General features: G+C 36.8%; 24 protein-coding genes and 1 other RNA gene. 13 read left to right on the top strand and 12 right to left on the bottom strand.

What is annotated here, in order from left to right; genetic code table 11:
* The first annotated feature begins 74 nt into the window (after nt 1–74).
* Together typA and M2919_RS05485 are read left to right on the top strand one after the other, a co-directional pair.
* Nucleotides 75–1,919: a translational GTPase TypA gene (gene typA / locus M2919_RS05490; protein ID WP_170167787.1), complete on the top strand. Its 1,845-nt coding sequence runs from the start codon at nt 75–77 to the stop codon at nt 1,917–1,919.
* A 114-nt stretch (nt 1,920–2,033) separates the two neighbouring features.
* A complete protein-coding gene (locus tag M2919_RS05485; protein ID WP_222317104.1) occupies nt 2,034–2,819 on the top strand; it encodes a sulfite exporter TauE/SafE family protein in 786 nt (261 codons plus the stop codon).
* A 42-nt stretch (nt 2,820–2,861) separates the two neighbouring features.
* Here the strand turns inward: M2919_RS05485 and M2919_RS05480 are convergent, their stop codons facing one another.
* Together M2919_RS05480 and M2919_RS05475 are read right to left on the bottom strand one after the other, a co-directional pair.
* Entirely contained in the window at nt 2,862–3,791 is a 930-nt protein-coding gene (locus tag M2919_RS05480; RefSeq protein WP_023606705.1) for a 2-dehydropantoate 2-reductase, read from the bottom strand.
* A gap of 52 nt (nt 3,792–3,843) precedes the next feature.
* Nucleotides 3,844–4,899: a PTS sugar transporter subunit IIC gene (locus M2919_RS05475; RefSeq protein WP_126763742.1), complete on the bottom strand. Its 1,056-nt coding sequence runs from the start codon at nt 4,897–4,899 to the stop codon at nt 3,844–3,846.
* A 484-nt stretch (nt 4,900–5,383) separates the two neighbouring features.
* Between M2919_RS05475 and M2919_RS05470 the strand changes: the two genes are divergently transcribed.
* Nucleotides 5,384–6,865, top strand: coding sequence for an aldehyde dehydrogenase family protein (locus M2919_RS05470; protein WP_126763740.1), 1,482 nt, complete (start codon nt 5,384–5,386; stop codon nt 6,863–6,865).
* Between the two features lie 165 nt (nt 6,866–7,030).
* Nucleotides 7,031–7,900 (top strand): class II fructose-bisphosphate aldolase, encoded by an 870-nt coding sequence (locus M2919_RS05465; RefSeq protein WP_126763738.1) that lies wholly within the window; start codon nt 7,031–7,033, stop codon nt 7,898–7,900.
* Nucleotides 7,901–7,953: 53 nt separating this feature from the next.
* Here the strand turns inward: M2919_RS05465 and M2919_RS05460 are convergent, their stop codons facing one another.
* The 3 genes from M2919_RS05460 to M2919_RS05450 form a co-directional block, all read right to left on the bottom strand.
* Nucleotides 7,954–8,703, bottom strand: a complete 750-nt coding sequence (locus tag M2919_RS05460) for a YibE/F family protein (RefSeq protein ID WP_222317106.1) — start codon at nt 8,701–8,703, stop codon at nt 7,954–7,956.
* Nucleotides 8,700–9,776 (bottom strand): YibE/F family protein, encoded by a 1,077-nt coding sequence (locus tag M2919_RS05455; RefSeq protein ID WP_222317107.1) that lies wholly within the window; start codon nt 9,774–9,776, stop codon nt 8,700–8,702. The genes M2919_RS05460 and M2919_RS05455 overlap by 4 nt, the downstream gene beginning before the upstream one ends.
* 76 nt (nt 9,777–9,852) lie before the next feature.
* Nucleotides 9,853–10,881: a lactonase family protein gene (locus M2919_RS05450; RefSeq protein WP_248849483.1), complete on the bottom strand. Its 1,029-nt coding sequence runs from the start codon at nt 10,879–10,881 to the stop codon at nt 9,853–9,855.
* 164 nt (nt 10,882–11,045) lie between these two features.
* On the opposite strand from M2919_RS05450, the gene M2919_RS05445 reads away from it, so the two are divergent.
* The 3 genes from M2919_RS05445 (at nt 11,046) to M2919_RS05435 (ending at nt 13,967) form a co-directional block, all read left to right on the top strand.
* Nucleotides 11,046–11,402 (top strand): PTS glucitol/sorbitol transporter subunit IIA, encoded by a 357-nt coding sequence (locus M2919_RS05445; RefSeq protein WP_170167791.1) that lies wholly within the window; start codon nt 11,046–11,048, stop codon nt 11,400–11,402.
* Nucleotides 11,403–11,424: 22 nt separating this feature from the next.
* On the top strand, nt 11,425–12,618 hold the full coding sequence (locus tag M2919_RS05440; RefSeq protein WP_222317108.1) for an AI-2E family transporter: 1,194 nt from the start codon (nt 11,425–11,427) through the stop codon (nt 12,616–12,618).
* 290 nt (nt 12,619–12,908) lie between these two features.
* Nucleotides 12,909–13,967 carry an FUSC family protein gene (locus tag M2919_RS05435; RefSeq protein ID WP_248848322.1) on the top strand — a complete coding sequence of 353 codons (1,059 nt, stop codon included), beginning with the start codon at nt 12,909–12,911 and terminating at the stop codon, nt 13,965–13,967.
* Between the two features lie 95 nt (nt 13,968–14,062).
* Here the strand turns inward: M2919_RS05435 and M2919_RS05430 are convergent, their stop codons facing one another.
* Nucleotides 14,063–14,683, bottom strand: coding sequence for an FMN-dependent NADH-azoreductase (locus tag M2919_RS05430; protein WP_248848321.1), 621 nt, complete (start codon nt 14,681–14,683; stop codon nt 14,063–14,065).
* Nucleotides 14,684–14,987: 304 nt separating this feature from the next.
* Between M2919_RS05430 and M2919_RS05425 the strand changes: the two genes are divergently transcribed.
* On the top strand, nt 14,988–15,542 hold the full coding sequence (locus M2919_RS05425; protein WP_126763722.1) for a recombinase family protein: 555 nt from the start codon (nt 14,988–14,990) through the stop codon (nt 15,540–15,542).
* A 39-nt stretch (nt 15,543–15,581) separates the two neighbouring features.
* On the opposite strand, the gene M2919_RS05420 is transcribed toward M2919_RS05425, so the two are convergent.
* Both M2919_RS05420 and M2919_RS05415 read right to left on the bottom strand, forming a co-directional pair.
* A complete protein-coding gene (locus M2919_RS05420) occupies nt 15,582–16,760 on the bottom strand; it encodes a GGDEF domain-containing protein (protein ID WP_248848320.1) in 1,179 nt (392 codons plus the stop codon).
* Nucleotides 16,760–18,271: an AcpB/EbpR/MafR family transcriptional regulator gene (locus M2919_RS05415; protein ID WP_248848319.1), complete on the bottom strand. Its 1,512-nt coding sequence runs from the start codon at nt 18,269–18,271 to the stop codon at nt 16,760–16,762. The genes M2919_RS05420 and M2919_RS05415 overlap by 1 nt, the downstream gene beginning before the upstream one ends.
* Nucleotides 18,272–18,469: 198 nt before the next feature.
* On the opposite strand from M2919_RS05415, the gene M2919_RS05410 reads away from it, so the two are divergent.
* The 3 genes from M2919_RS05410 to M2919_RS05400 all read left to right on the top strand — a co-directional run bounded on the left by M2919_RS05410 (nt 18,470) and on the right by M2919_RS05400 (nt 19,995).
* Nucleotides 18,470–18,814: a zinc ribbon domain-containing protein YjdM gene (locus M2919_RS05410; protein ID WP_126763715.1), complete on the top strand. Its 345-nt coding sequence runs from the start codon at nt 18,470–18,472 to the stop codon at nt 18,812–18,814.
* Between the two features lie 94 nt (nt 18,815–18,908).
* Complete coding sequence (locus tag M2919_RS05405; protein WP_126763744.1) at nt 18,909–19,601, top strand: zinc metallopeptidase; 693 nt, start codon at nt 18,909–18,911, stop codon at nt 19,599–19,601.
* Nucleotides 19,602–19,656: 55 nt separating this feature from the next.
* A complete protein-coding gene (locus M2919_RS05400) occupies nt 19,657–19,995 on the top strand; it encodes a hypothetical protein (RefSeq protein ID WP_023606689.1) in 339 nt (112 codons plus the stop codon).
* Nucleotides 19,996–20,033: 38 nt separating this feature from the next.
* Here the strand turns inward: M2919_RS05400 and M2919_RS05395 are convergent, their stop codons facing one another.
* The gene (locus M2919_RS05395; protein WP_248848318.1) at nt 20,034–20,900 is read right to left on the bottom strand and encodes a helix-turn-helix domain-containing protein; all 867 of its coding nucleotides are present in this window, start codon (nt 20,898–20,900) and stop codon (nt 20,034–20,036) included.
* A 102-nt stretch (nt 20,901–21,002) separates the two neighbouring features.
* Here M2919_RS05395 and tadA point away from each other — a divergent pair, with 102 nt between their 5' ends.
* Nucleotides 21,003–21,491, top strand: a complete 489-nt coding sequence (gene tadA / locus M2919_RS05390; protein ID WP_248848317.1) for a tRNA adenosine(34) deaminase TadA — start codon at nt 21,003–21,005, stop codon at nt 21,489–21,491.
* Between the two features lie 22 nt (nt 21,492–21,513).
* An RNA gene (gene ffs, locus M2919_RS05385) (signal recognition particle sRNA small type) lies at nt 21,514–21,613 on the top strand.
* 39 nt (nt 21,614–21,652) lie between these two features.
* Here ffs and M2919_RS05380 read toward each other — a convergent pair.
* The 3 genes from M2919_RS05380 to M2919_RS05370 are packed head-to-tail and all read right to left on the bottom strand — an operon-like array spanning nt 21,653 to nt 24,815.
* A complete protein-coding gene (locus tag M2919_RS05380) occupies nt 21,653–22,441 on the bottom strand; it encodes a TPM domain-containing protein (protein WP_222317114.1) in 789 nt (262 codons plus the stop codon).
* Complete coding sequence (locus M2919_RS05375) at nt 22,435–23,565, bottom strand: TFIIB-type zinc ribbon-containing protein (protein ID WP_248848316.1); 1,131 nt, start codon at nt 23,563–23,565, stop codon at nt 22,435–22,437. Before M2919_RS05375 ends, M2919_RS05380 begins: the two co-directional genes overlap by 7 nt.
* Nucleotides 23,566–23,597: 32 nt before the next feature.
* Complete coding sequence (locus M2919_RS05370; RefSeq protein WP_168413960.1) at nt 23,598–24,815, bottom strand: SPFH domain-containing protein; 1,218 nt, start codon at nt 24,813–24,815, stop codon at nt 23,598–23,600.
* Between the last annotated feature and the right edge of the window lie 20 nt (nt 24,816–24,835).

The following is a 24,835-nucleotide window of genomic DNA, read 5'->3' as shown; positions in this document are numbered from 1 at the left end:
CCCGTTTTATTTGTTATAATGACATGTTGATTAAAATGAGTCACTGTGTCATCAAGGAAGGTAAGGATAAAAAAGTGAAATTAAGAGAAGATATTAGAAACGTTGCCATTATCGCCCACGTCGATCACGGCAAAACAACGTTAGTAAACGAGTTATTAACCCAATCAGATACTTTAGATGAGCGTACTGAAATTGAAGACCGTGCGATGGATTCAAATGATATCGAGCGTGAACGTGGTATTACAATTTTAGCTAAGAATACCGCTATTCGTTATAAAGATACACGTATAAATATTATGGATACACCAGGGCATGCGGACTTTGGTGGCGAAGTAGAGCGTATCATGAAAATGGTAGATGGGGTTGTTTTAGTCGTCGATGCGTATGAAGGAACAATGCCACAAACACGTTTTGTTTTGAAAAAAGCACTAGAACAACGTTTAACACCAATAGTAGTGGTTAATAAAATTGATAAGCCTGCGGCTCGTCCAGCAGAAGTTATCGATGAAGTATTAGAGTTATTTATTGAATTAGGAGCCGACGACGATCAGTTGGAATTCCCAGTGATTTATGCGTCTGCTGTAAACGGGACATCTAGTTTATCAGATGATCCTGCTGACCAAGAAAAAACAATGGCGCCGATTTATGATCAAATTATTGAGCATATTCCAGCACCAGTGGATAATAGCGATGAACCATTACAATTCCAAGTTTCACTATTAGACTATAGTGATTATGTTGGACGTATTGGGATTGGTCGTGTTTTCCGTGGAACTATCAAAGTAGGAGACCAAGTGTCTTTACTGAAATTAGATGGAACAGCGAAAAACTTCCGTGTTACAAAATTATTTGGTTTCTTAGGTTTAGACCGTGTGGAGATTAAAGAAGCACGCGCGGGTGATTTGATTGCTGTTTCGGGTATGGAAGATATTTTCGTCGGGGAAACAGTGACACCTGTTGACCATCAAGAAGGTTTGCCAACGCTCTTTATTGATGAACCAACATTGCAAATGACATTCTTAGTGAATAACTCACCATTTGCTGGTCGTGAAGGTAAGCACGTTACCTCTCGTAAAATTGAAGAGCGTTTAATGAGCCAACTTCAAACAGATGTTTCTTTACGTGTTGATCCAACTGAATCGCCAGATGCTTGGATTGTTTCAGGTCGTGGAGAATTACATTTATCTATTTTGATTGAAAACATGCGTCGTGAAGGCTATGAATTGCAAGTTTCACGTCCAAAAGTTATTGAGAAAATCGTAGACGGTGTTAAATGTGAACCGTTTGAACGCGTGCAAATTGATACTCCTGAAGAATATATGGGTGGTATCATCGAATCTATGGGTAACCGTAAAGGTGAAATGCTTGATATGATTAATTCTGGAAATGGTCAGGTTCGTTTAATCTTCTTAACGCCTGCTCGTGGTTTAATCGGTTACTCTACTGAGTTTATGTCATTAACTCGCGGCTATGGTATTATGAACCACGTGTTCGATCAATACTTACCTAAAATTCAAGCAAGTTTAGGTGGACGTCGTAATGGGGCTTTAGTTTCAATGGATACAGGTAAAGCGACAACGTATAGTATTATGAGTGTGGAAGAACGTGGGACAGTCTTCGTTGAGCCAGGGACAGAAGTCTATGGTGGGATGATTGTTGGTGAAAATAGTCGTGAAAATGACTTAACTGTCAATATTACCCGTGCCAAACAAATGACTAACGTGCGTTCTGCTAACAAAGACCAAACTAGTGTTATTAAACGTCCTAAGATTTTAAGCTTAGAAGAATCATTACAATTTTTAAACGATGATGAATATTGTGAAGTAACACCAGAAAGTGTTCGCCTTCGTAAGCAAATGCTTGATAAAGGTGAGCGTGAACGTGCTGCTAAAAAGAAAAAATGGGCAGAGCAAGAATAATTGTCCTTAATGAAAACACGTAAAGTTTAAGACTTTGCGTGTTTTTTTATTTGTCTAGGTTTATTTCATGATACAATGATAATAGTTTGTTAAATGAACGGAGAGGAAACGGACATGATTTTTTTACTCTATTTTATTGTAATTTTCTTAGCGAATACGATTGGGGCTATCTCAGGGATGGGTGGCGGTATCATTATTAAGCCGGCGCTAGATATGATTGGGTTTCATAATTTGACACAAATAGTATTGTACTCAAGTATTGCTGTATTCGTGATGAGTATCAGTTCGACATTAAAGCAAGTCAGGCGAGGAACGAAATTAGATGTCGGACATGTTTTATTTTTGTCTGCTGGTTCGATTGTCGGAGGGTTTGTTGGAAACAAAGCGTTGACGTATTTATTAAAAAATGTAGCGGAAAACACCGTCTTAGTGACGCAAATCATCATTATGCTAGTTATTTTATTTTTAGTTTTATTGTATACAAATTATAGTCACTTTCAGTTGCATTGGTTGAATAATCCTTCTTTTTTTGGAGTGGGTATACTACTTGGCTTTTTCTCAGTCATTTTAGGTATTGGAGGAGGACCAATAAATGTTAGTTTGCTTGTTTTATGTTTTGGTTTTACCCTTAAAGAAGCCATGGCCTATTCGATTGCGACTATCTTTTTTTCACAGCTAACACAGCTAGTGACGTCTTGGAGCAATGGTTCTTTTGTTTATTTAGATTCACGCTTTCTGTTAGTTATCTTACCGGCCGCTCTTTTAGGTGGCTATGTTGGCAGTACGATTAATACACATGTAAATGATGTGTCGGTACGTCGACTTTATAATGCAACTCTTATCGGTGTAATGTTACTAAATATTTATAATTTAGTAGTCGCACTGGGAATAATAGGGTAAAAAAACCACTTAACTGAAAAGTTAAGTGGTTTTTGTTATTTATTAGCGTTTGATACCGAATAAGTCTTCTTTCGCATGAATTAAGTCGGTAATGATTTGACAAGTTGGTGCTTCAAAATTGTGCTCTTCTGCCATTTTTGCTACGGCACCGTTCAAGTAGTCAACTTCAGTAGGACGTTTGTTTTGGATTAAGTCTTGGTGCATTGAAGGGTAATGTGGTCCAACAGTTTTGTTGACTTCTACTAAGTAGTCGACTGTTTCTGTCACATCTAATTCAACGCCTTCTGTTTTAGCTGCAAGTGAAAATTCTTCGATGATCGCTGTCATCATTTCGCGAGAGTTTTCTGTTTTAGAAAATTCTTCAATATTACAGTCTAAGATAGAACATAATACGTTTAATGTTCCGTTGACACATGCTTTTCTCCAAATTGAGAATAGCACGTTATCACTGTAAACTCCATTTAATTTAGCGTCTGTTAAAAGCGCTACGACTTCTTTAGCCGCTGCTTCACCGCTTGGATGAATATTTTGTAACTCAACAGGACCTTTCCCCATAAAGTGAACTTCACCCGGAGCGTCAATCCCAGCAGTCCAGACAGTTGTTCCCATTAAAATATTTTCTTCTTTTACATATTGCATTAATGTTTGACGGTGTCCTAAACCGTTTAATAGACAAACAACTTTAGTATCTTCTCCTAAGATAGGTTGGATTTTTTCAAGCATGCTAGCAAGTTGCATAGACTTAGTGAAAGTAAAGACTAAATCAAACTCTCCTTTAACGTCTTCTGGATAGACAGCAGGAATCATTTCTGTTCCTTTTTCTCCATTAAAGTCGACTGTTAACCCTTTTGAGTTAATAGCGTCAATGTGCGCTGGCCATTGGTCGATAAGTGTGACCTCATTTCCTGCTTTGTGCATTAAGTAACCAAAGCCACATCCTAAAGCTCCAGATCCTGCAATTGCGATTTTCATATCTAAAAACTCCTTTTCGTTTTTTATTTTTATTAATAATTAATAAACTAAATTAAACAGCTTTGTATAAGAAAGCGTCTTTTGTATATAATTTTAACACGTTACTGAACAGATAGTCCATTGCAAACCCTACCACAAATGGAACAACGATAAAACTGATGGTAACAGCAAGTAATTTCGCTACGGCACTGCCTTGTAAGAATTGGAAAGCATGAATAGGTCCAACCAATCCTACTAAACCAAAACCAGCACTAGCTGGGATACCTTGAATGTTTAAGAGAGCAGAAACAATACCGCTGACAGCTGCTGTACTTACGATAGGTACAAGAATAATTGGTTTTCTAACCATATTAGGCATCATCATTTTCATCGCACCTAAAAGGATGGCTAGTGTTGTTCCGCTGTTATTTACTTTACGTGAAGCAATTACGAGTACGGCAGTACATGCTGCTACTCCAATCGCAGCTGAACCAGAAGCGATTCCGTCTAAACCGATAGCTAAGCCGATTGCCACAGTAGAAATAGGTGAAATAATTAAAATAGAGAATGTGATGGCAATCAAAATACTCATTAAAACTGGTTGTAAGTTTGTAAAACTATTAATCATATTACCGATAAGTGTCGTGATTTTGCTAACGTAAGGAAGCATGAAAACGCCGATAGCGGCTGGTAAAGCGCCTCCTATAATTGGTAAGCCAATTGCTGTTAATGAACCTAGATGGTCTTTAATTTTTAAAACGACGTAAACTGCTAAGGCGGCAGTCAACATCACGTTAATTAAATCGCCAATGCCTCCGCCTGTCCAGACGCCATCAACGAGCTTAACGGCACCAGACGCAACAAAAGTAGCTGTTCCGACGGTCGTTGTTTGCATAGCGTTGAATCCAAATTGCATGGCTACAAGGACTCCGATAATCGCCGGTGTCGCAAATTGTAATGAGAAAACAACTTCCCAAAGTGTTTGGAAAATGTTTCCGTAAGGCATTAAAGCTTTAAAGATTTCTCCTAGAACAGCGTTAGGAATTAATCCGACGATAATACCGGTCGCCGTTCCGTTTAGTACTTTAAATAAAAAATCTTTACCTGACATACGTGGTTGTTCTGTCATATGAATCCTCTCCCTTGTTCAATATGTAACAAATAATTGCTATGGATAAATAATATCAAATTGTGACTGAGTTAGCAATAAAAATCACAAACTTTCTTTAAAAGGGGATATAAACAGACAGTAGGTATTTGAACAAAAAATGCTTTTATAAGTGCGTTAATTAGACTTTGTTATTTAATAAGTTGATAATCTCAACGTTTCTAAAAGGAGAGTTTGTTCGATAATTATCTATGATAACTGTATAACAAAATGTGATAGTACGTTATTTAAAATTAGAATACTATGAGAAAGGAAAAGTGATTTCACAAATTATCTTAAAGTTATAAAATACTACAAACGTTATTATAACAACGTTTGTATATAAATGGTATACCTATATCTTAAGAGATGTTTAAGAAAAAAGTGTTTAACAAACAGATAACTTGAGAGAAAAATGTAAACGGTGTATATTGCAATATATAAAGAGTATTAGGAGGAAAGATATATGGTTAAATTAGATGTTCAGAAGAATTACGGTTTATTTATCAATGGAGAATGGACAAATGGTACAGGTAATGAACTGATAGATGTTATCAGTCCAGCTACAGGTGAAAAAATCGCTGCGTTCGTTGATGCTACGAATGAAGATGTTGATGCAGCTGTTGAAGCGGCAGAAGAAGCGTTAAAAACATGGCGTCATACTAGTATTGAAGAGCGCAGTCGCTTGATGCTAAAAATTGCTGATATCATTGATGATAACTTAGAACATTTAGCACTTGTAGAGACGTTAGATAATGGTAAGCCAATTCGTGAAACATTAAATATCGACTTACCTGCTGCGTCAGATCATTTCCGTTATTTTGCGGGTGTCATTCGTAGTGAAGAAGGAACGGCACAAGCGTTTGATGAAAATCGTTTAAGTATTGTGATAAAAGAGCCTATCGGTGTAGTCGGTCAAGTTATTCCATGGAACTTTCCATTCTTAATGGCAGCTTGGAAACTAGCTCCTGCTTTAGCCACAGGAAATACAGTAGTGATTAGCCCGTCATCTACGACCTCTTTAAGTATTTTAGAGTTTGCGCGTCTCATTGATGGGGTATTACCAAAAGGTGTCTTAAACGTGGTAACTGGTCGTGGACGTAAATCTGGTGACTACCTATTAAATCACCCAGGCATTGATAAATTAGCATTTACAGGGTCAACAGAGGTCGGATATACTGTGGCAGAAGCAGCAGCGAAGCGTTTAGTTCCAGCCACACTTGAACTTGGTGGGAAGTCAGCTAATATCTTTTTTGATGACATGCCTTATGAGAAAGCGCTAGACGGAGCTCAAATGGGTATTTTGTTTAATCAAGGGCAAGTATGTAGTGCTGGCTCACGTATTTTTGTACAAGAAGGTATCTACGATCGTTTTGTAGCAGATTTGAAAGAAGCGTTTGAAAAGATAAATGTTGGCTTGCCTTGGGAAGAAGAAACACAGATGGGCTGTCAAGTTAGCGAAGGACATTTGAATAAGATTTTAGACTATGTTCGTATTGGAAAAGAAGAAGGCGCTACTGTTTTAACAGGTGGTAACCGTATTACAGATGGAGAGCTTGGTAAAGGTGTCTTTATGCAACCAACGTTATTATCAGACGTGACCAATGACATGCGTGTGGCACAAGAAGAAATATTTGGCCCAGTGGCTGTGATTATTAAATTTAAAGACATTGATGAAGTGATTGCAATGGCCAATGATTCAGAATATGGTTTAGCAGGTGGCGTTTGGACGCAAGATTTAAATAAGGCATTAAAAGTAGGACGTGAAGTTCAAACAGGGCGTGTTTGGGTTAATACTTATAATCAATTACCAGCTGGGACACCATTTGGCGGCGTGAAAAATTCAGGTATCGGACGTGAAACGTATAAATCAATGGTAGATGCTTATACCCAAATGAAAAATATCTATATTGATACGAATGAAAAAAGTACAGGACTTTACAGTTAAGAAGACTCCTTTATGAAAAAGTATTGAAAAAAATCATTGCTATTCCACACAAGTTACAGGAAAGTCAATATATAAGTAGTAAAATTCTTACTTATCTGATAAAATAATGGTGTCAGTTAAGTAAAGACTTAACAAATACATTTTCCATTATAGGAGGAAACAAACATGGCATTAGTATCAGCAACAGAAATGTTACAGAAAGCACGTCAAGGTAAATACGCAGTAGGAGCTTTCAACACAAATAACTTAGAGTGGACAAAAGCTATCTTAAAAGGTGCACAAGAGTCTAACTCTCCAGTTATGATTCAAACATCAATGGGTGCAGCTAAATACATGGGCGGTTACAAAATGTGTCTACATATGGTAGAAGATTTAATTGACTCTATGGGAATTACTGTACCAGTGGCATTACACTTAGACCACGGTGAGTATGAAGATGCTTTAGAGTGTATTGAATTAGGTTATACATCAGTTATGTATGACGGTTCACATTTACCATTCGATGAAAACTTAGAAAGAGCCAAAGAAGTTGTAGCGAAAGCACATGCTAAAGGCGTTTCTGTTGAGTGTGAAGTGGGTAGTATTGGTGGGGAAGAAGACGGCATCATCGGTTCTGGTGAGCTTGCAGATCCACAAGAATGTAAACAAATGGCTGACACAGGTATCGATTTCTTAGCAGCAGGTATTGGTAACATTCATGGTGCTTATCCTGCAGATTGGGCTGGTTTAAGCTTCGATCGTCTATCTGAAATTGCTGATATTACAGGTGGCGAATTACCATTAGTTTTACATGGTGGTTCAGGTATTCCTTTAGACCAAATCCAAAAAGCGATTTCTTTAGGTGTATCAAAAATTAATGTGAACACAGAAGCACAAGAAGTGTTTGCTGCAGCAACACGTGAATATATTGAAGCAGGTAAAGACCGCGAAGGTAAAGGATTTGACCCTCGTAAATTATTAGCACCTGGTACAGATGCTATTACTGAATTAGTAAAACAACGTATCGAATGGTTTGGTTCAAAAGACAAAGCATAGAAGTAATAAATCAAACACCTCATGACTTTTAAGTCATGAGGTGTTTTTTATTTTTATGATGATTTTGCTAATCGACTCATGAGATAGGCGGTAATGGGAATAACAGTTGCAATCCCTACACCACCGATAACTAATAATAAGAGTTCTGATACAATCGCTTGATGATTGATTAATTCATAAATATTGTAATCTAAGTCCGAGATCCAGATGATTAAAGCCAGTGAATTACCGATAAAAGCAAAAAGTAACGTATTGATCGTTGTGCCGATGATATCGCGACCAATGGTTAAACCGCTTTTAAATAGAGGGGATGCTTGAATATCGGGCTCGTGATAAAGCAGCTCAGTCATAGCAGAGCTAATGGAAATAGCGGTATCACTAACAGCAATACCGCTACTTAATAGTATGACGGCTGCTTGGATATGGATGAAGTTAATCGGTAGATTTAAATCAAGCGTATCCATTTCAAAGAGCTCTTCTTTTGAAAAACCTTGTGTCAGTAATAAGTAAGTCGTGAGATAAATAAATGCTGTCTGTAAAAGTAATGTAACAAGAGTCCCTTTAAAAGCTAATCGGGTTTTAGTATGAAAACCATTAATAAAAAATAGATTCATACTAATCAAAAAGAGAGTGAAAATAACAGCAATCAAAAAGGGAGATAACCCTGTACCTAAGAAAAAAACAAAGACAAACAATGTAAAAAGATTAATAATTAAAGAAATAAAGGTCTTATGACCATTTTTCCCACCGTATATCCGCATTAGTCCCCATAACACTATACCAAGTAAAATAATGACATTCATCCTGCTTGCCCTCCTTTTTTAAAAAGAAAGAAGAGCGAGAAGTGAATACTAATTGGGATAGTCAGGACAATACCAATTCCGCCTATGAAAGCACGTGCGACTTCAAGTGTTAATAACATGTCCCATGTATGTGGAAGGGTAAGATGATTAAGTAAAAAAATCAACATCATAGGAATAGCACCGCTTATATAGGAGAAAAAAAGCACGTTGGTCATTGGTCCCATAATATCCTGTCCGATTTGTTTTCCTGACTGTTTAACAGCAGCACGTGACAGATGCGGTGTCTGCTCTTTTAGCTCATATAGAGAGGCAACGACTGTCATTGCTACGTCCATCACGGCTCCTAAGCAACCTATTAATAAGCTTGCGAGGAAAATTTGCTGTGGTGATCGCGTGATAAATCCCATTTCTTCAAAACGTAAGCCGTTAAAATGCGTCAGGTTTAATAATAACCAGCCCATTAAAAAACTTACAAATGTCCCACTCAACGTCGCTAATATAGCGGTATAGGTCTTTTTTTGCCAACCGTTTGTCAGAACAAGAGACACAATCGTTAATGGAATAATCGCCATCATAAAGTATGTAACAAGATTAGCAGTAGGTTGAGCCACGTAGTCACGTACGATTAATGTGATAAGGGCTAAGTTAGCGATAACGCTTATTAGCGTAAATAGTCCTTGTTTTTTTAAAAGCCAGATAAGCAGTATAGCAAACCCTATGAGGATACGCCATATCGTTAAATCTCTCTTTAATCCTTGAATAGTATATGACGATTGATTTTCACGAAGAAAAAGTTTTTGATTGGGGCGATAACGTGTCCCATTGATTTGAGAAATCGGAACGGTTTGTTTTAACGTTAATGTTTTTTCTTTAATCTGATGATTGAGTCCCTTTACTTTAATCGTTTGAACCGTTTCGGTCTTCGTTTTTTGTTCGCTGACGGTTTCAATTTGCGCGATAAGTTGCGGATAATTTTCATAGCGCGTTAGCTGGTGATGTCCGTATAAGCTCAGACAGATAATGAAGAATGTTAGTAAAATCGTCGCTTTTTCGTGTAATAAGTGCTTGAGCATCTTAATATCCTTTCTAATTTAAATCGATAGAAAGAGGCGTACCTGTTAATCTAGAACGCCTCTTTTTTATACTGATTTAAGCAAAGTAAGTACAGACACATTCAGGAGCAAGGATGTCGGTTTCCTTCAATGTTAAGCGACCATTTTCAGCATCACGTTTAAATAGCGTGATATTATCTGAATTTTGATGAGCGACTAAAACCCAGTTGTTATCAGGACTTAAAGTGAAGTCACGTGGGAAATCACCTTCTGAAGCAATGGTTTGAATTTTTTCGACGCGATGTCCTTCTTCTTGTGTTTGATAAACAGCTACAGAATTATGGCCGCGATTAGAAACGTAGACGAAGCGACCGTCCTTACTGATACGAATTGCACCGCCAGCACTTTCGCCGTCAAAATCACTTGGTAAGGTGCTTAGTGTTGTGATTTCTGAGAACGTTCCTGTTGTTTCATCGTAATTGACCACGGTCAATGTGTTAGCCAGTTCTCCTAAGATGTAAGCCACTTTACCTTCTGGGTGGAAAACGATATGACGTGGTCCAGTTCCAGGAGCGACATTGAGACGAGCGACTTCTGTAAGTTTTCCTTTAGATGATACATCATATGTATAGACTTCATCTGTCCCTAAGTCACATACGACCAGACGATTATCAGGAGTTAAATCAGCGTAGTGAGCATGTGCGCTTGCTTGGTTGGCATGAGGGCCGTTTCCTTCATGTTGAACTGTATCGGTTAGTGTGAGTTGTCCCGTTTCGTCGATATGATAAACGGTTACTTCACCCTTGTGGTAGTTCGCACCGTAAACTAGTTGGCGGTGATTGTCGATACCGACATAGCAAGGCGCTGCGCCTTCTAATAAAACATGATTGATTTCTTTGAATTCACCGTTGTCATCTTTTCGATAACTTGCTACACCACCCATGTTGTCGCGTGCTGTAACGGTCACTAACGTATTATTATCGGTTAAACCAAGATAGGTTGGATTTCCTTCTTTAATGATTAAATTTAAATTATCGAGGGTACCTGCTTCAAAATTCCAATCAAGTGTATAAATACCCTGACTTTCTCGTCGTGTATATGAACCTAAGTATAGTGTTTGCATAATAAAACTCCCTTCAGCTATTCATTTTATGTTAGTTTTATTATAGCATATAAAATGAATCGTCAAAAAAATAATGCTGAAACATGACAAACTGGAGAGACAAGAATAAGGTGTTTGCGGCATAGTATGGTATAATGAACAGTATGTAAATGTTGGAGGTTATGAAGATGAAAAAAACAAAAATTATTGAAATCGGCCCAAAAGCTATATCGGAAACAGATCCGATGTTAATTTTATTTGATGATACAGCGACAGATGAAGTTAAGAAAGTAGCGCTTGTTCAAGAACTAATAGAAGAAGAACCTAATTATAAAATAACAACAAATAGTCACATCCACTTTGACGACCAAGTTTATCAAGTGGAACATGTGGGAGATAAAGTGAATCAAATGTTACAAGAAATAGGGCACGCGACTATCGTATTCGCCGAGCGACATGAAGACCATGACTTGCCAAATACGATTTATGTCTCTCCATACCAGTTGCCTGCACTCTCTGTTGGAACAGAAATCATTTATCGTTAAACGGTAAGCTAGGAGGGATACTATGGAAAAAATAAAAAAAGTAGAAGTCAATCGTAAGTCATGGTTTTGGCGTTGGTTTTTAAACAATCAAGTCGTGTCATCGTTATTAATTGTCTTATTAATTCTTTTAATCGTCTTAATTTCGACAAAGGTATCGCATTTATTTGAACCTGTTTGGCAATTTTTTGCTATCGTTGGTTTCCCTGTTATTTTTTCGGGGATATTGTTTTATCTGTTTAATCCGATTGTCGACCGTTTAGAAAAAAAAGGACTAAAACGTGTTTGGGGAATTAGCTTGATTTTTATCGCCGTTTTGTTTCTGTTAATTTGGGGTGGCGTCACGCTAGTACCTAAAATGGAAGAACAAACAATGAGCTTTATAAAAAGCTGGCCACATTACTGGAGCACGATTCAAACAAAAGGAAATGAAATTTTAAGTCATCCATTTTTAGAACAATATGCTGATGACATCGAGAAAATTACTAATAACTTTTTTGACTCGATGGGCACGATGATTAAGAGTTTATCAATTAATACGTTTCAAGGAATAGGTAGTGTCATTGGGGCGTTTACGACCGTCTTTTTAACGATTGCAACGGCACCAATTATTTTATTTTACCTATTGAAAGACGGTAAGGAATTAGGTCCTTATCTCGTTCATTTTTTACCAGCTAAAACACGTCGTCCTGTTTATAATGTTTTAAAAGATGTCAATAAACAAGTTTCTCAATATATTCGTGGACAATTAACCGTAGCCTTAGCTGTGGCGATTATGTTTATGATTGGTTTTAAAATTGTTGGATTGGAATACAGTGTTACGCTCGGTATCTTTGCTGGTTTTATGAATCTGATTCCATATTTAGGCTCATTTCTAGCGATGATTCCAGCCGTTTTAATAGCCTTAGCTACCAGTCCTAAAATGTTAGTTGCGGTCCTCATCGTGTTTGCGTTAGAGCAATTTATCGAAGGACGATTTGTTTCACCATTAGTTTTAGGAAGTCAATTAGACATTCACCCTGTGACAATTATTTTTGTACTATTGACCGCAGGGAAATTATTTGGCGTCGTGGGAGTTATCCTAGGAGTACCAGGATACGCCGCGATTAAAGTTGTGGTAACACATATCTTTGAATGGTATAAAGCGTACTCTGGCTTATATCCTGAAGATGAAGTATCACAAGAATATGTGGAAATGCAAAAAGAACCATTGGAATAAAAACCGTTTGATAAAATGATAGTAACCTTATAAGTGAGTGTATAAAACTCGCTTATAAGGTTTTTTTGATTACAGAAGTGAGCGAGTGAATATTTAATTCTCTAATCTTTTCAAGATAGTGATAAATTAGTTTGATATTAACGTTTAATATGTTATTTTATAGAATGGTATTAGAGGGATTAAATAAGGGAAAGCATTGTTGCGAAAAGATTGGTTTGAGAAAAGTGGTTTGCTTGAAAAAACAGGTTTGATTTATTTGAAATTATTATAGTTAAAAGGGGTCTTGAGAGATGAATTTAAAAGAAAAAAGCAATTTAGATATCAACTCTATCAAAAAAGCAATCAGAACTAGTGAAACGACACACGAAAGGAAACTTTATATTTATGCGTTAGTATTAAAATCACTCAAGATTTTAGTATCTTCTGTGTTGCTTATTACATTAATTACGACTCTATTTGGGAATGAAAGTTCAGCATTTGCGGTTGTTCTATTTTGTCTGTGGTTAACTTTAAAAAATATTAACTTTGGTTATAGATTTAGTACGTCGCTTATCATTTTATTTATTACCATCTTTTTGTTATTAGTTTCTCCGATAATGTACCAACTAACTACACCAGGCGTCGGCTTTTTGATTAATCTTTGCTCTTTATTTACGATATATTTACTAACTGTCAAAAATCCCATGACGGGTAATGCCGGGCTAATTTCTTTTTCTTATATATTTTTATTAGAAGCACAGACTGTAAAAATAGGTATTCAAAATTTAATCCTGTTAGGCATAGTTTCTTATTTACTACTTGCTGTCACACTATACCGCTATCATCGACATGAAAATGACACGGTTAGTTTTTGGAAGAATTTTAGAGATAATGGCACTAACCCTGATAAAATAGTATGGTTACTGCAACTGTCGTTTGGTATCAGTTTGATATTTTATTTAGGACATTCTCTCGGTCTAGAAAAATTTGTGTGGGTAGGTTTTGCGTATTCTTCATTAATTTCCACGACCTCTAAAGATATAAAGAAAAGATTCAAAGATCGCCTATCAGGCGTGCTTTTGGGTTCACTAGTGTACATGCTTTTATCTTTAGTTTTTGGTGAAGTGCTTTTAAGTAAGTTTAGTTTGATTGTTGGACTGGTATTAGGAATGTCAGGTACTTACAAATATCAATCATTTTTTAATACGTTAGGTGCTCTTTTTATAGCGGGGACATTATACGGAGGTGTTGAATCTTCTATTTTGAGAGTAGTTAACAACTTTCTTGGTTTAATCATTGGGTTGATTTACTTTTATTTTTCAACAACCTTTTTTAAATTTTTGAAGAGAAAGTCAGGCAAAGAAGCCTAATATATTACTGACATCAAAAAAAGCATCTCTTTAATGCCGATGGCATCAAAGAGGTGCTTTTGCTGTTTTTGGCATAATATTGAAAGGTCTAATGTTTAAAATTCTTTTGCAACATTTGCTGCATTAGCTAGAGAAGCTTCTAAAATAGAGGCTTCCAGATGAGGTTGATGATCAATACCTTCTACATTGATTTTCGTATGGTCGGTTACACCGATAAAGGCGAAAATATTTTGAATGTATTGACTTGCAAAGTCTTGTCCATTATAAACGCCACCGCTCGATTGAATGTGAACCAATTTTTTTCCTTCAATCAATCCGACTGGACCATTTTCCGTGTATTTAAAGGTTGTACCTGCAATCACAATAGTATCAATCCAAGCCTTTAACTTAGTCGGAATGTTTAGATTCCAAAGGGCGTTAGCAATGACAATTTTATCAGCTGCTAAAAATTGTTCGGTCAGTTCATTGAATCGTGCAACAATTTGTTGTTCTTCGTCCGTAAGTGTTTCAAACGCTTCGCCAGCACGCAATTTTGCCCAACCTTTTAAAAGGGGAGCGCTAACTTCAGGGATGTTATCTTCGTATAAATTGACTCTTTCAATTGTATCATTTGGATGGCTTGCTTGATACGACGTGATGAACGCCTCTAATGCTTTTAGTGTTCGTGATTCGGATTGGGTTAATGGATGTGCATTGATGACTAAAACAGTTGACATAGTTGTATTCCTACTTTCTTTTTTCGTATTGCTTCTGTTATTTTACTAAATTATAACAAGTAACTCAACCACAGAAAGCGATAAGTTGAATTGCTAGCTTTTTTTGATTATGCATAGTAAAATAACTAATATAAGGATTTTTTATAACGTACGTTTTGTTGTCTTAGTCAAACGTTTTTCACAAATTACACAAAGATACGCAAAGTATGGACTAGATTTTAATTGGTTGGTTTAATATAATTAGAACAGTAAAATAACGCTCAGTATTTAATTGGGATAACGTTGAAAGAGAGGAATATATATAATGGCCAAAATAGGATATGTATATGCAGGTGCCGATAAAGGATATTTAGACCGTCAATTGGAAGGCTTAAAAAAATATGGTGTAGATTCAATCGTTCAAGGGGGTATTCGTAACCCTAAATATATTCATGAAGAATTGGATGAATTACTTGAGAGCTTAACTGAAGGCGATCAGTTAGTTGTATATCATTTGGTTTCTGTAGGGAAATCTATTATTCAACTAGCTGAGATGTTAGCAGAATTTGAAGAGCGCGGTATTGATTTCTTAGTTATTAAAAAAGCACCAGAATTAGTGACATTAGATGATGAAACATATAAAGCGATGATTCATCGTTTAGCTAAAATGGAAAAAATGATTATCCGAGAGCGTACAGCACGTGGTCTTGAAGAAGCACGTAAAAATGGTCGTATCGGTGGTCGTCCACGTATTTCTCAAGAAACTGTCGATAAAATTCAATTTTTATATCATAAAAATAAATATACCTTACGACAAATTGCTGAAGAATGTAATATTTCGTTAGGGACAGCTTACAAGTATACGCAAGAAAAATCATAAAAATAAAAATGACCTTTTAGTTATATTAAGACTAAAAGGTCATTTTTTTGGTGGATAAAGATACTGTGAAATCATAATGTTTTTCCCTTGACGCTTTGCTTCATAGAGTAGTTCATCCGCACGAAGTAATATTTTTTTTCGATTAAAAAACTTAGAAGTGTGGGTGTGGACCATACCAATTGACAGAGAAAGTATCATAGTTTCTCCTTGATAAACAAAGGGAACTTTTTCTAAATGCGATTTAATCAATTCGAGCAGTTCTTCTGATTCCTCACTCGTTCGTGATAAAACGAGTCCAAACTCATCGCCACCTAATCGTCCGATATAATCAATATTTGTGACAGTATTTTGCTTAAAAATCCGCGAGAGGTAGAGTAGCGCTTGGTCGCCTGCCTCATGCCCTAAAGAATCATTTATTTCTTTAAAGTTGTCCACGTCTAAAATGGCAAGTGAGATAGGTTGCGGTTCTTTTTCTTTTTCACCTTGATCTAAGACGGTGTTAAGAAAAAATCTTAAAGACTCGCGGTTTAATAGACCAGTCAGTGGGTCATAAATGGAAGCTTTTTTATAAATTAACACTGACTCAGACGTTTGAATCGCAATATGAATGAGATATGTTGAAGAAACAAAGATAGCAATAAAAGTCACAGTGTATATCGCAAAGGCTACGAGATGACTCTGTTCAGGGAAATCAGGAAAATACAATGTATAACTGATAAATTTAGCTACTAAAAAGAGTGTTAAAAACGTTGCATGCGATTGTTTGACTGAATGACAGTATTTTTTGACAAGGGTGCCAATGACGACAATTAGCAATGTGAAAATAATATTATTCCAATATTCAACGGGTGTCACATGGATTTGTGGTGCGATAAAGGAAATGGTTTTAAGCGCAATAAGCGTAAGCGCAGTACTCCAACTGATGTATACTGACTCATAGAAAAAGGCAAAGTAAATGAGAATGTAGCGCGTATCGACTCGACTATAGGCATCAATAGGCACACGATTATAAGATAAGATTAAAGCGAGACAGCCGATAACGAACCCAATGAAGAGTTGATAAGGGATGTTTAAATCTTTAATCCGATATTTCATTAATAAACTTTTTCCATTAATTAATTTTTGCAAGGTGAGAAAATACATGATTAACATGGAAGCCACAATAATCGAAAGATTAATAAAAATACTGTTTAAGTAAACAAGCCAATTAATCTGCATTATTCCGTCACCTCAACGATATGTAAAGCATTACTCGTTTGATAAAAAAGCGAGTCGATGGCATGGCGCATTTTACGCCAATCTTGGTCGGAAGGGATGACGTTTACGACAATGACTTTATCTTCTGGAAAGTAATCTCGGTAGAAATTACAGATGATATAATCGTAATCATCAAAATCTTCCCATTGTTCACTCTCTAGGAAAAGAGTTGTTTCTTTATAAACATCGAGTTCCACTTTTAAGCCAAAATTATTATAGACGAGGTCACGCAGTAATATAGCGTGCGCCACTCCATGATCACTAAGGACGAGAACTTTTACTTTTTTACGGTTGTTAATGAGTCGCTCAGGTAGGCGTTCCCACTTCACCATGACCCAGTATAAAATTTCATCAGAAAGTTCCGAACACCATGGGAAGTCCATTTCATACTCCATTTCTAATAACAGAGACGTCATCACCGATGTATAGAAAGGATAACTGTCACGAATGGATTGCGCATTGAAATAGTACTGATTAAATAAAATAGTGTTTGGAAAAGGAAATGTCATGTATTTTAAATACATGAAACGTAAAATACGTTGAATGTCAAAACGACTGCGCTCATCAATGGCAATATGTAATTGTTCAGACAGACGTGTGACAAATTGCTCAGTTTGACTAACGATAGCAGAAAGCTGTCCGTCGGATAATCGTTTTTTCTTTAAAAAATAAATAGAATTAATTAAATCATCAATCATCTCATCTGTTACTGGAACTTGCTGATGTAAGATGTCGTGAAGTAATTCTTTTTTGTCTAAAAAGATATAACGATAGCGCTCTAATATATATTGATTTTCTTGTTCATCCGTTTTAAACCCTTGTAAATGACGTGTTAGTGACACAGCTAGAATATAAGCAAGATTCATAATCTGAACATCATCTACTTCAAAATATTCATGTTGGTAAACATGATTATAAATGTGTTGTGCAAGGTAAAGTAATTTCGTACGGTTAAGTTTGAAAGGCCAGTGATGGATGCTATATTTTTCATTAAAATAAATAGTAAAGAAATAACGCAAATAAATTTCATTCGAAGCATTTAAATGACAAGGTGTTTTCTCAAGCGTCATTTGATAATGGTCGAGTGATTGATTTAATTGCTGAATCATTCGATATAAAGAAGATTCGCTTGTAAATAATGTTTCTTCCCAATATTCAATCGATTCATTAGGTAAGAAAAAAACTTTTTCTAAAAACTGAAAAAGTTCTGACTGTTCTAGGACGTAATGATAAACCATTTGAATATGACTTGCCGCAGTCGTGCTAAGCCGAATGCCATTTTTTTTGGATGTTTCAATAATCAAGTGGGGAGCCCAGTTTTCTTTTAAATATTGAATGTCATTATTAATCGTTCTAAGTGAAGCGTTATTTAAATTAGCTAATTCATTAGAACTAATCCAGTCAGAATGTTTATTTAGTATTTCAATAATATGTAAACGACGCTGTGTTGTCGTATCTAATAAACTACGCATCTACTCACTCCTTTCTATAATTAGGATAAAAATATATAAAAGGCATAGTTATTTAACATTACCATTATATAGAAAAACTATCAGAATGAAAAGGGTTTTACTTGTGTAATCAGTATAAATAGTAAAAGGCCTTGTTTTATTTTTAACATGACGTATGCTATTATTATGAAAGATTTTAAAAATAAGGAGGAAAAAAGAATGTCATTACCAAATTGTCCACAATGTCAATCGACGTATGTTTATGAAGATCGTGACCTTTATATTTGTCCTGAGTGTGCACATGAATGGTCAGAAGGAGAGGAAGAAACGCTTGAATCAACTGTTATTATTAAAGATGCTAATGGAAATCCTCTAGCAGATGGCGATAGCGTCACAATCGTTAAAGATTTAAAAGTAAAAGGTAGCAGTCAAGCATTAAAAAAAGGGACGACCATTAAAAATATTCGTTTATTAGAAGAAGCGGTTAATGGCCATGACGTAGATTGCAAAGTCCCTGGTTTTGGCGCGATGCAGTTGAAATCTGAATTTTTGAAAAAGATTTAAAACTATTCAAGGAAAGAGAATGAAGGCTTCATACCTTTTTCAAGAGTTTTTGTTATAATTAAATATAAAGAGTAAAAAGGAGGAAGTAACGATGATGTCGCCGTTTTATATGATGTGGGATCCAACTTATATCTTAATTGTCATAGGTATGGGGATTTCGCTAGCAGCATCTGCCTATGTTCAAAGTACTTATCGTAAATACGCTGATTTTCACAGTGCCAAAGGCTTAACGGGGGATGATGTTGCACGCTATATTTTGGAATATGCAGGAATTCGAGATGTCAGAGTTCAACGGATTCGAGGGAATTTAACCGATAATTACAATCCTAAAGATAAAACGTTGAATCTATCAGAAACAGTTGGTCCTTCTACTTCGGTGGCAGCTATTGGTGTCGCAGCTCACGAGTGTGGGCACGCTGTTCAAGACCAAGTTAGTTATCTACCCATGACCTTACGTTCTGCTATCGTGCCAGTCGTAAATATTGGCGCTACTATTTCACTGCCGTTGATTATTGCAGGATTATTCTTTGGTCAATTTATTACCAATATAGGCATATTATGTTTTGCTTTAGTTTTAGTTTTTCAAGTTGTCACGTTACCTGTTGAGTTTAATGCCTCGAGACGTGCCTTAGCTATCTTAAAAGAAGGCGAATTATTATCAAATGAGGAATTAGGAATGGCTCGCCATGTGTTAATTGCAGCTGCTTTAACTTATGTCGCAGCAGTTTTCTCAACATTTTTACAGTTATTACGTCTAATTATCTTGTTTGGAGATCGTCGTGATTAAATAATCCAACCTTTTATGTTATAATATAGACATAACACAAAAGGAGTGATTGAGGATGCGTAGATCGACAAAAGTGCTAGTAGGATTAGGAGCTGTTACGGCTGTATCAGTCGGGGCGGCGATTGCTATTTCGGATAGAGTCTCAGATAGACTAAAGAATTACAAAGCTCGTCATGATGTCAAAGATTTTGTGGAAGATAATTTAAATGGTAATGCGTTATTTATGGACTTGGTAGATGTTTTAAATGACCAAGAAATTGAAGCTTTATCAGGTATTATCAAGAAAATGGAAGATCGCAAGAAAAACGTTCGTATTGAAGGAAAAAGCTTTAGTGATATGAAAGAGGAAGTGACTGATCGTTTAGTCGGCTTTTTAGAATCTTTCACAGAATAGATGAAAAACCGTATGACTTTATAGGTCATACGGTTTTTTTAGTGTACCAGTAAATAAGCGAGAACTAAGTCATCCATATTTTTGAGAGAAAGATTGGTTTGGTCGTAAAATTTATCAATTCGGTATTGTAGGGTATTTCGATGCATAAATAGTTCTTTGGCAGTAGAACTGATATTTCCCTGATGTTTCCATAAAGCAGAGATAATCAGTGCCATATCTTCATCAAGGGAAAGTTTTTTCTTAAATACTTGCATGATTAGACTGTCTTCTATCGCTTTTTCTGTAAGATAGGTCAGTGCTAGCTGTGGCAATGCAACGACCGTGTTGACTGTCAAACGTTGTTGAGAAGTTAAAAACATTTGTTTTTCTTCTTGAAAGAAACGAGGAAATCCGTCGCTTAAGGTGAAAAATGTTCCCGCAAATGCTTTAGCTTTAATATTATGTTCGGTTTCTAATGTTTTTAAGATACCTTCTAATTCGGTTAAATGATAAAAATGTTCAGTTTCTTTTTCAATAAGTAAGGCATATCCTGGTTCTACAAAAAAAGCATCAGCTACTTCGTTAAACATATGCGATAGCGACTTTAACCAGTCTTTACGCTCGCGATGAGAATCAGGGGTATCATTTTCCAGGATGAATTGAATCACTCGAAAATTGCCATTAGTTAAAGGCAGTGTCTTTTTTAAAAATAAAAAACCATACCAAGGATGACGGTCATTGGAAGGAGCGGCTTGCTTAGAATCGAGAAACACGACCTGTAATAATTGCTGTTCTTTTTCAGAGAGGTCTTTTTTTGGAATAGATAGCCATTGATGTTGATAAGGAAATGTTATCATGGAAGCTTCTTCAATAGGATGATGAGTTAAACGACTGTTAGGATATAAGGAACGAAGTGAATCTATCATGAGCAACACCTTTTCTTAAAGTTTTCATTTCATTTATTGTAGCATAGGTTATGATAAAATATATAGTAGAGATGAAAGCGTGAGAGCGAAAGAGGGAAGAAGATGAATCAGCAATCAAGAAAAACTTATTATATGGAGCAAGCCTTGATAGAGGCCAAGAAAGCACGCGCGATTGGAGAAGTCCCGATAGGTGCGGTTGTTGTCTATCAAGATACAATTATTGGTAGAGGATATAATCAACGAGAAACGAGTCAAAATGCCACAACACATGCCGAAATGATTGCGATTCAAGAAGCATGTGACTACTTAAAAAGTTGGCGCCTTGAAAATTGTGAATTATATGTCACATTGGAACCTTGTCCCATGTGTAGTGGTGCTATTATTATGTCACGCGTGTCACACGTCTACTTTGGTGCACGTGATCCAAAAGGTGGAACAGTTGGGTCGTTGATGAATTTATTAACAGATGAGCGCTTTAATCATCAACCGATGGTAACAGAAAATATTTTAGCGGAAGAGTGTGGAGAAATCTTAACCTCATTTTTTAAAGACTTACGAAAACGAAAAAAAAGTCAAAAAGAAAAAGACTAGCATTTTTTTGATAATATGTTACAATAGGTTTTGGGCAATGGTGAGCCTGCTAAGCGTGTCAGGTCCGGAAGGAAGCAGCACTACGTAGGCGTCATCATGTGCCTATTTTTTTACCTATAAATAGTCAAAAGTGCGTGAACGTTATCGTTCACGCACTTTTTTTAGAAACTACGACCGCCTCCACCATGAGTATGGCCCCCACTGGAAGTATGTGTACTACTACCTGAAGAAGGTGGATTTTTAGGTATATGGCGTGTAGTAATATAACTTCGCACTAGCGTATCTTTTTCACTTATTAATTGAAGTGTGCCATATTGTTGATAAGGATAGTGATATGTCGGTTTCTTCAAATCGTATTCTTTTTTAATAGCTAGATAGACCGCTCCAGCAGAGATGACACCAATTACTGCTGGAATGAAGATTCTTAAAAAAGAATTACCATCCTGTATTACTTGGTTACCTTGTTGGTTCGGTAACCCTCTTCGATAATAAATAACAGCATCGGTTAAAACGGTATCAATTGCTTCCCGATAGTTTTCATTCGGAAGGTAGGCCGCCGCCTTATCCAAAGTTTGATTAATTCGCTCATCTGTTAGATAACGAATCATTTTTCCCGAAGTGGATAAATAGATTTGACGATTGTCCATATCTATCAGGAATAAAAAACCATCTTCACTGAAATCATGTTGGTCATAATAGTCATCAGCGTACTCACGTGCTGATAAACCGTTGGCATCACGTGTCGTCAATACAACGACATCCGCTTCAATTTCGGAATGTGTGGCTTCGATTTGCTCGAGTAAATAGGCCTTATCTTCTTCAGAAAGAAGTTGTGCCTGGTCGACTAATCGCTCCGTTTCAGCTGAAACATTAAGAGGGGAGGCGGTGATTAGTAAGAAAAATAATCCCCATAACCCAATGACTAAAGGATTAATGTTTAATTTTACCATAAGAAATACCCCACAATCACGAGTAAGATAAAGACGATACTTCCAGCAAATAAGGAAAATAATGAAAGTCTCAGTTTATTAATCGGTAGCTGTCCACTGGTTTTGCCAGAATGTCCGTTCATCGCAAAATAGTAATGTTTTTCTGGGTCACGCTCATTTTGATAGGTAATCAACCAAACGGGTAGTAAACAATACTCACCTTGGTCGCGCATCGTTTGAATCTGTGCCTGACCACTCGTAATCGTGCCGACATGATTCGCAGTAGCCTCAAGCATAGCAGAGGTATAATGATGTAAGTCTGCACGGATACTTTCTTGTAAGGCCTCATAACTTAAATCGCGCTTATCAGCTTGAAAGCCAGAAAGGTATTCTGTATGAAATGGCTTTAACGCCGTGACGTCAAAAGGTTGGACGGATTCGACCATTGCCAGTGGTGTGTTTTTTTTCAAGGCATTCTTAACAAGTTGGTCAAAATTCAAATGCCCTGCACGAAATAAATCATACACTTTGGTCTGAGTGTATTCTGTTTCGCCAACGCGCCAAACACGAATATCTTTAGCAGAGCCTTCCCACGTGGCTTGAATATCAGCTTTAACTAACCAGTAAGGAAAATAGACACCTGTAATCGACTCAATTTGGTCGCTTGAGAAAAAGTTTTTACGAGCAAACCATTTTTTCCTACCCCAATCGATAAATGTTTTTTTCGCTTCCTCCTCTGAAACTTTAAAAGGCAAAATATAACGTGGTAAAAATTCACCACTGACACGCCCACTCAAAATGACGGGGTTATGACAATAGTAGCAATGAGTAGCTGCAGTGGTTTCATCCGTGACAATTTCTGCTCCGCAACTGGGACAAGTGAATAAAGACATAGCAGTATGCATCTCATCTTCTTTTGGAGACGTGTCAGCTGACGCTTGCGTCTCTTCTGATAGATTTTCTTCAAAAGCAGCCATAACTGTGTCTTTCAGTGCTTCGTTTTTCTCTTCTGGCTCTTCAAAAGAAGCAATATCCGCCACAGTAAACTCGCTCAAACAATAATCACAAGTAAATAACTCGTCGCTTGGCGAATAGGTTAAGGGTCCGTCACAGTTGGGACATTTATGGGTAATAACGTCACTCATGAACGCGACCTCCTTTCTCGGTCAATACTAAATTAAACCGCAGTCCCCGAGAATGGTTTTCCACATTCAGGACAAAACTTAGGCATAGCATCGGTGATTGTGACAATTTCCTGACAAGCGCTACAACGCATTTTGATTCCTGCTGTCGTTGCAGTCGGTCTAGGTTCTCCACATTCTGAGCAGAATTTTCCAGTATTTAAAGTTTGGTCATTCGGGCAACGCCACTCATCTTGGCCTGAACTAGCTTGTTGAGCAGCTTGCTCACGATTTGTTTTAGAAGCTTCACTCATAAAGCCTCCGGCAGTATTAAGTCCTGCACCCATTCCCATAAAAGTAGCAGCACTGCCGTTTGGATTTTCCCCAGCCTTTTCAATCCCACTAGCAATCGAACCTTGAACAAACCCTTCGCGAATTTGTGCATCACTCAGCATTGCGCCTTTATTGCGCATTTGAATTAAAGCTTTAGAATCATCATCATAAGAAATACTTGCAACTCCAACGGATACAATTTCTAAACCACGCTGCGTACCCCATTCCTGATCTAAGACATCTGCTAAATGATGACTTAATTCACTACTTTTTGATGCTAATTGACTAACGCGGAAACCTTCAACAGAAAGTTGTCCAATCGCTGTTTGAAAAGCGGATAAAAATTCATCTAAAAACTGACCTGCTAAGTCGCTTACTTCAACATGTGAAGCTGATTTTGATAACACTTGATTATAAAATAAAATCGGGTCAGTCACGCGGATAGAATAACTGCCGTGCGCACGCACAAAAAGCTCGGCATTATAAAAGTTATCAAAATAGTTAATCGGAGAGCGCGTACCAAACTTAATATCTGTCATTTCTTGTAAATTAATATAAACAACTTCCATATTTTGAGGAGAAGTTCCACCAAATTTAAAGCGTTTAAATGACTCATCAATCGCCCCTTTTAAATTACCACTAAAAACAGACGGAGAGCTAGGGTTATCTAGTGTGTAGTAACCTTCTTCAGCAGTAAAATCAATCATCTTACCGCCATCCATAATCATCATGGCAGTATTTGGATACACATGGATGACCGAACCGTCAGTAATCACACCTGACGTTCCTTTTTTATTACTATTACGTTTATCATTTTTTCGAACGGCGACACCTTTTGTCATTAAAGTCTGGTTGGTTAATTGAGCGGGTTCGATAACTTCTAGCCACTGATCAGCTAAGCCACCTGATACACTACCTACTGCTGCACGTATTAATCCCATACTATTGCCTCCATTTAAGT

Origin of the sequence: Vagococcus lutrae (assembly GCF_023299185.1) — a bacterium.
Lineage (GTDB): Bacteria > Bacillota > Bacilli > Lactobacillales > Vagococcaceae > Vagococcus_A > Vagococcus_A lutrae.
The sequence above is the reverse complement of the archived record's forward strand: the minus strand, read 5'-3'. Positions and strand labels throughout refer to the sequence as shown.

Excerpts from the sequence above, each read along its gene's own strand:
- M2919_RS05445 (WP_170167791.1), top strand. The coding sequence starts at position 11,046 with ATGAAAAAAACAAAAATTATTGAAATCGGCCCAAAAGCTATATCGGAA.
- M2919_RS05415 (WP_248848319.1), bottom strand. The coding sequence starts at position 18,271 with ATGCGTAGTTTATTAGATACGACAACACAGCGTCGTTTACATATTATT.
- M2919_RS05405 (WP_126763744.1), top strand. The coding sequence starts at position 18,909 with ATGTCGCCGTTTTATATGATGTGGGATCCAACTTATATCTTAATTGTC.
- M2919_RS05380 (WP_222317114.1), bottom strand. The coding sequence starts at position 22,441 with ATGGTAAAATTAAACATTAATCCTTTAGTCATTGGGTTATGGGGATTA.
- tadA (WP_248848317.1), top strand. The coding sequence starts at position 21,003 with ATGAATCAGCAATCAAGAAAAACTTATTATATGGAGCAAGCCTTGATA.
- M2919_RS05460 (WP_222317106.1), bottom strand. The coding sequence starts at position 8,703 with ATGAATGTCATTATTTTACTTGGTATAGTGTTATGGGGACTAATGCGG.
- M2919_RS05475 (WP_126763742.1), bottom strand. The coding sequence starts at position 4,899 with ATGACAGAACAACCACGTATGTCAGGTAAAGATTTTTTATTTAAAGTA.
- M2919_RS05400 (WP_023606689.1), top strand. The coding sequence starts at position 19,657 with ATGCGTAGATCGACAAAAGTGCTAGTAGGATTAGGAGCTGTTACGGCT.
- M2919_RS05455 (WP_222317107.1), bottom strand. The coding sequence starts at position 9,776 with ATGCTCAAGCACTTATTACACGAAAAAGCGACGATTTTACTAACATTC.
- M2919_RS05410 (WP_126763715.1), top strand. The coding sequence starts at position 18,470 with ATGTCATTACCAAATTGTCCACAATGTCAATCGACGTATGTTTATGAA.
- M2919_RS05485 (WP_222317104.1), top strand. The coding sequence starts at position 2,034 with ATGATTTTTTTACTCTATTTTATTGTAATTTTCTTAGCGAATACGATT.
- M2919_RS05375 (WP_248848316.1), bottom strand. The coding sequence starts at position 23,565 with ATGAGTGACGTTATTACCCATAAATGTCCCAACTGTGACGGACCCTTA.
- M2919_RS05465 (WP_126763738.1), top strand. The coding sequence starts at position 7,031 with ATGGCATTAGTATCAGCAACAGAAATGTTACAGAAAGCACGTCAAGGT.
- M2919_RS05435 (WP_248848322.1), top strand. The coding sequence starts at position 12,909 with ATGAATTTAAAAGAAAAAAGCAATTTAGATATCAACTCTATCAAAAAA.
- M2919_RS05470 (WP_126763740.1), top strand. The coding sequence starts at position 5,384 with ATGGTTAAATTAGATGTTCAGAAGAATTACGGTTTATTTATCAATGGA.
- M2919_RS05425 (WP_126763722.1), top strand. The coding sequence starts at position 14,988 with ATGGCCAAAATAGGATATGTATATGCAGGTGCCGATAAAGGATATTTA.
- M2919_RS05480 (WP_023606705.1), bottom strand. The coding sequence starts at position 3,791 with ATGAAAATCGCAATTGCAGGATCTGGAGCTTTAGGATGTGGCTTTGGT.
- M2919_RS05370 (WP_168413960.1), bottom strand. The coding sequence starts at position 24,815 with ATGGGATTAATACGTGCAGCAGTAGGTAGTGTATCAGGTGGCTTAGCT.
- M2919_RS05430 (WP_248848321.1), bottom strand. The coding sequence starts at position 14,683 with ATGTCAACTGTTTTAGTCATCAATGCACATCCATTAACCCAATCCGAA.
- M2919_RS05395 (WP_248848318.1), bottom strand. The coding sequence starts at position 20,900 with ATGATAGATTCACTTCGTTCCTTATATCCTAACAGTCGTTTAACTCAT.
- M2919_RS05420 (WP_248848320.1), bottom strand. The coding sequence starts at position 16,760 with ATGCAGATTAATTGGCTTGTTTACTTAAACAGTATTTTTATTAATCTT.
- M2919_RS05440 (WP_222317108.1), top strand. The coding sequence starts at position 11,425 with ATGGAAAAAATAAAAAAAGTAGAAGTCAATCGTAAGTCATGGTTTTGG.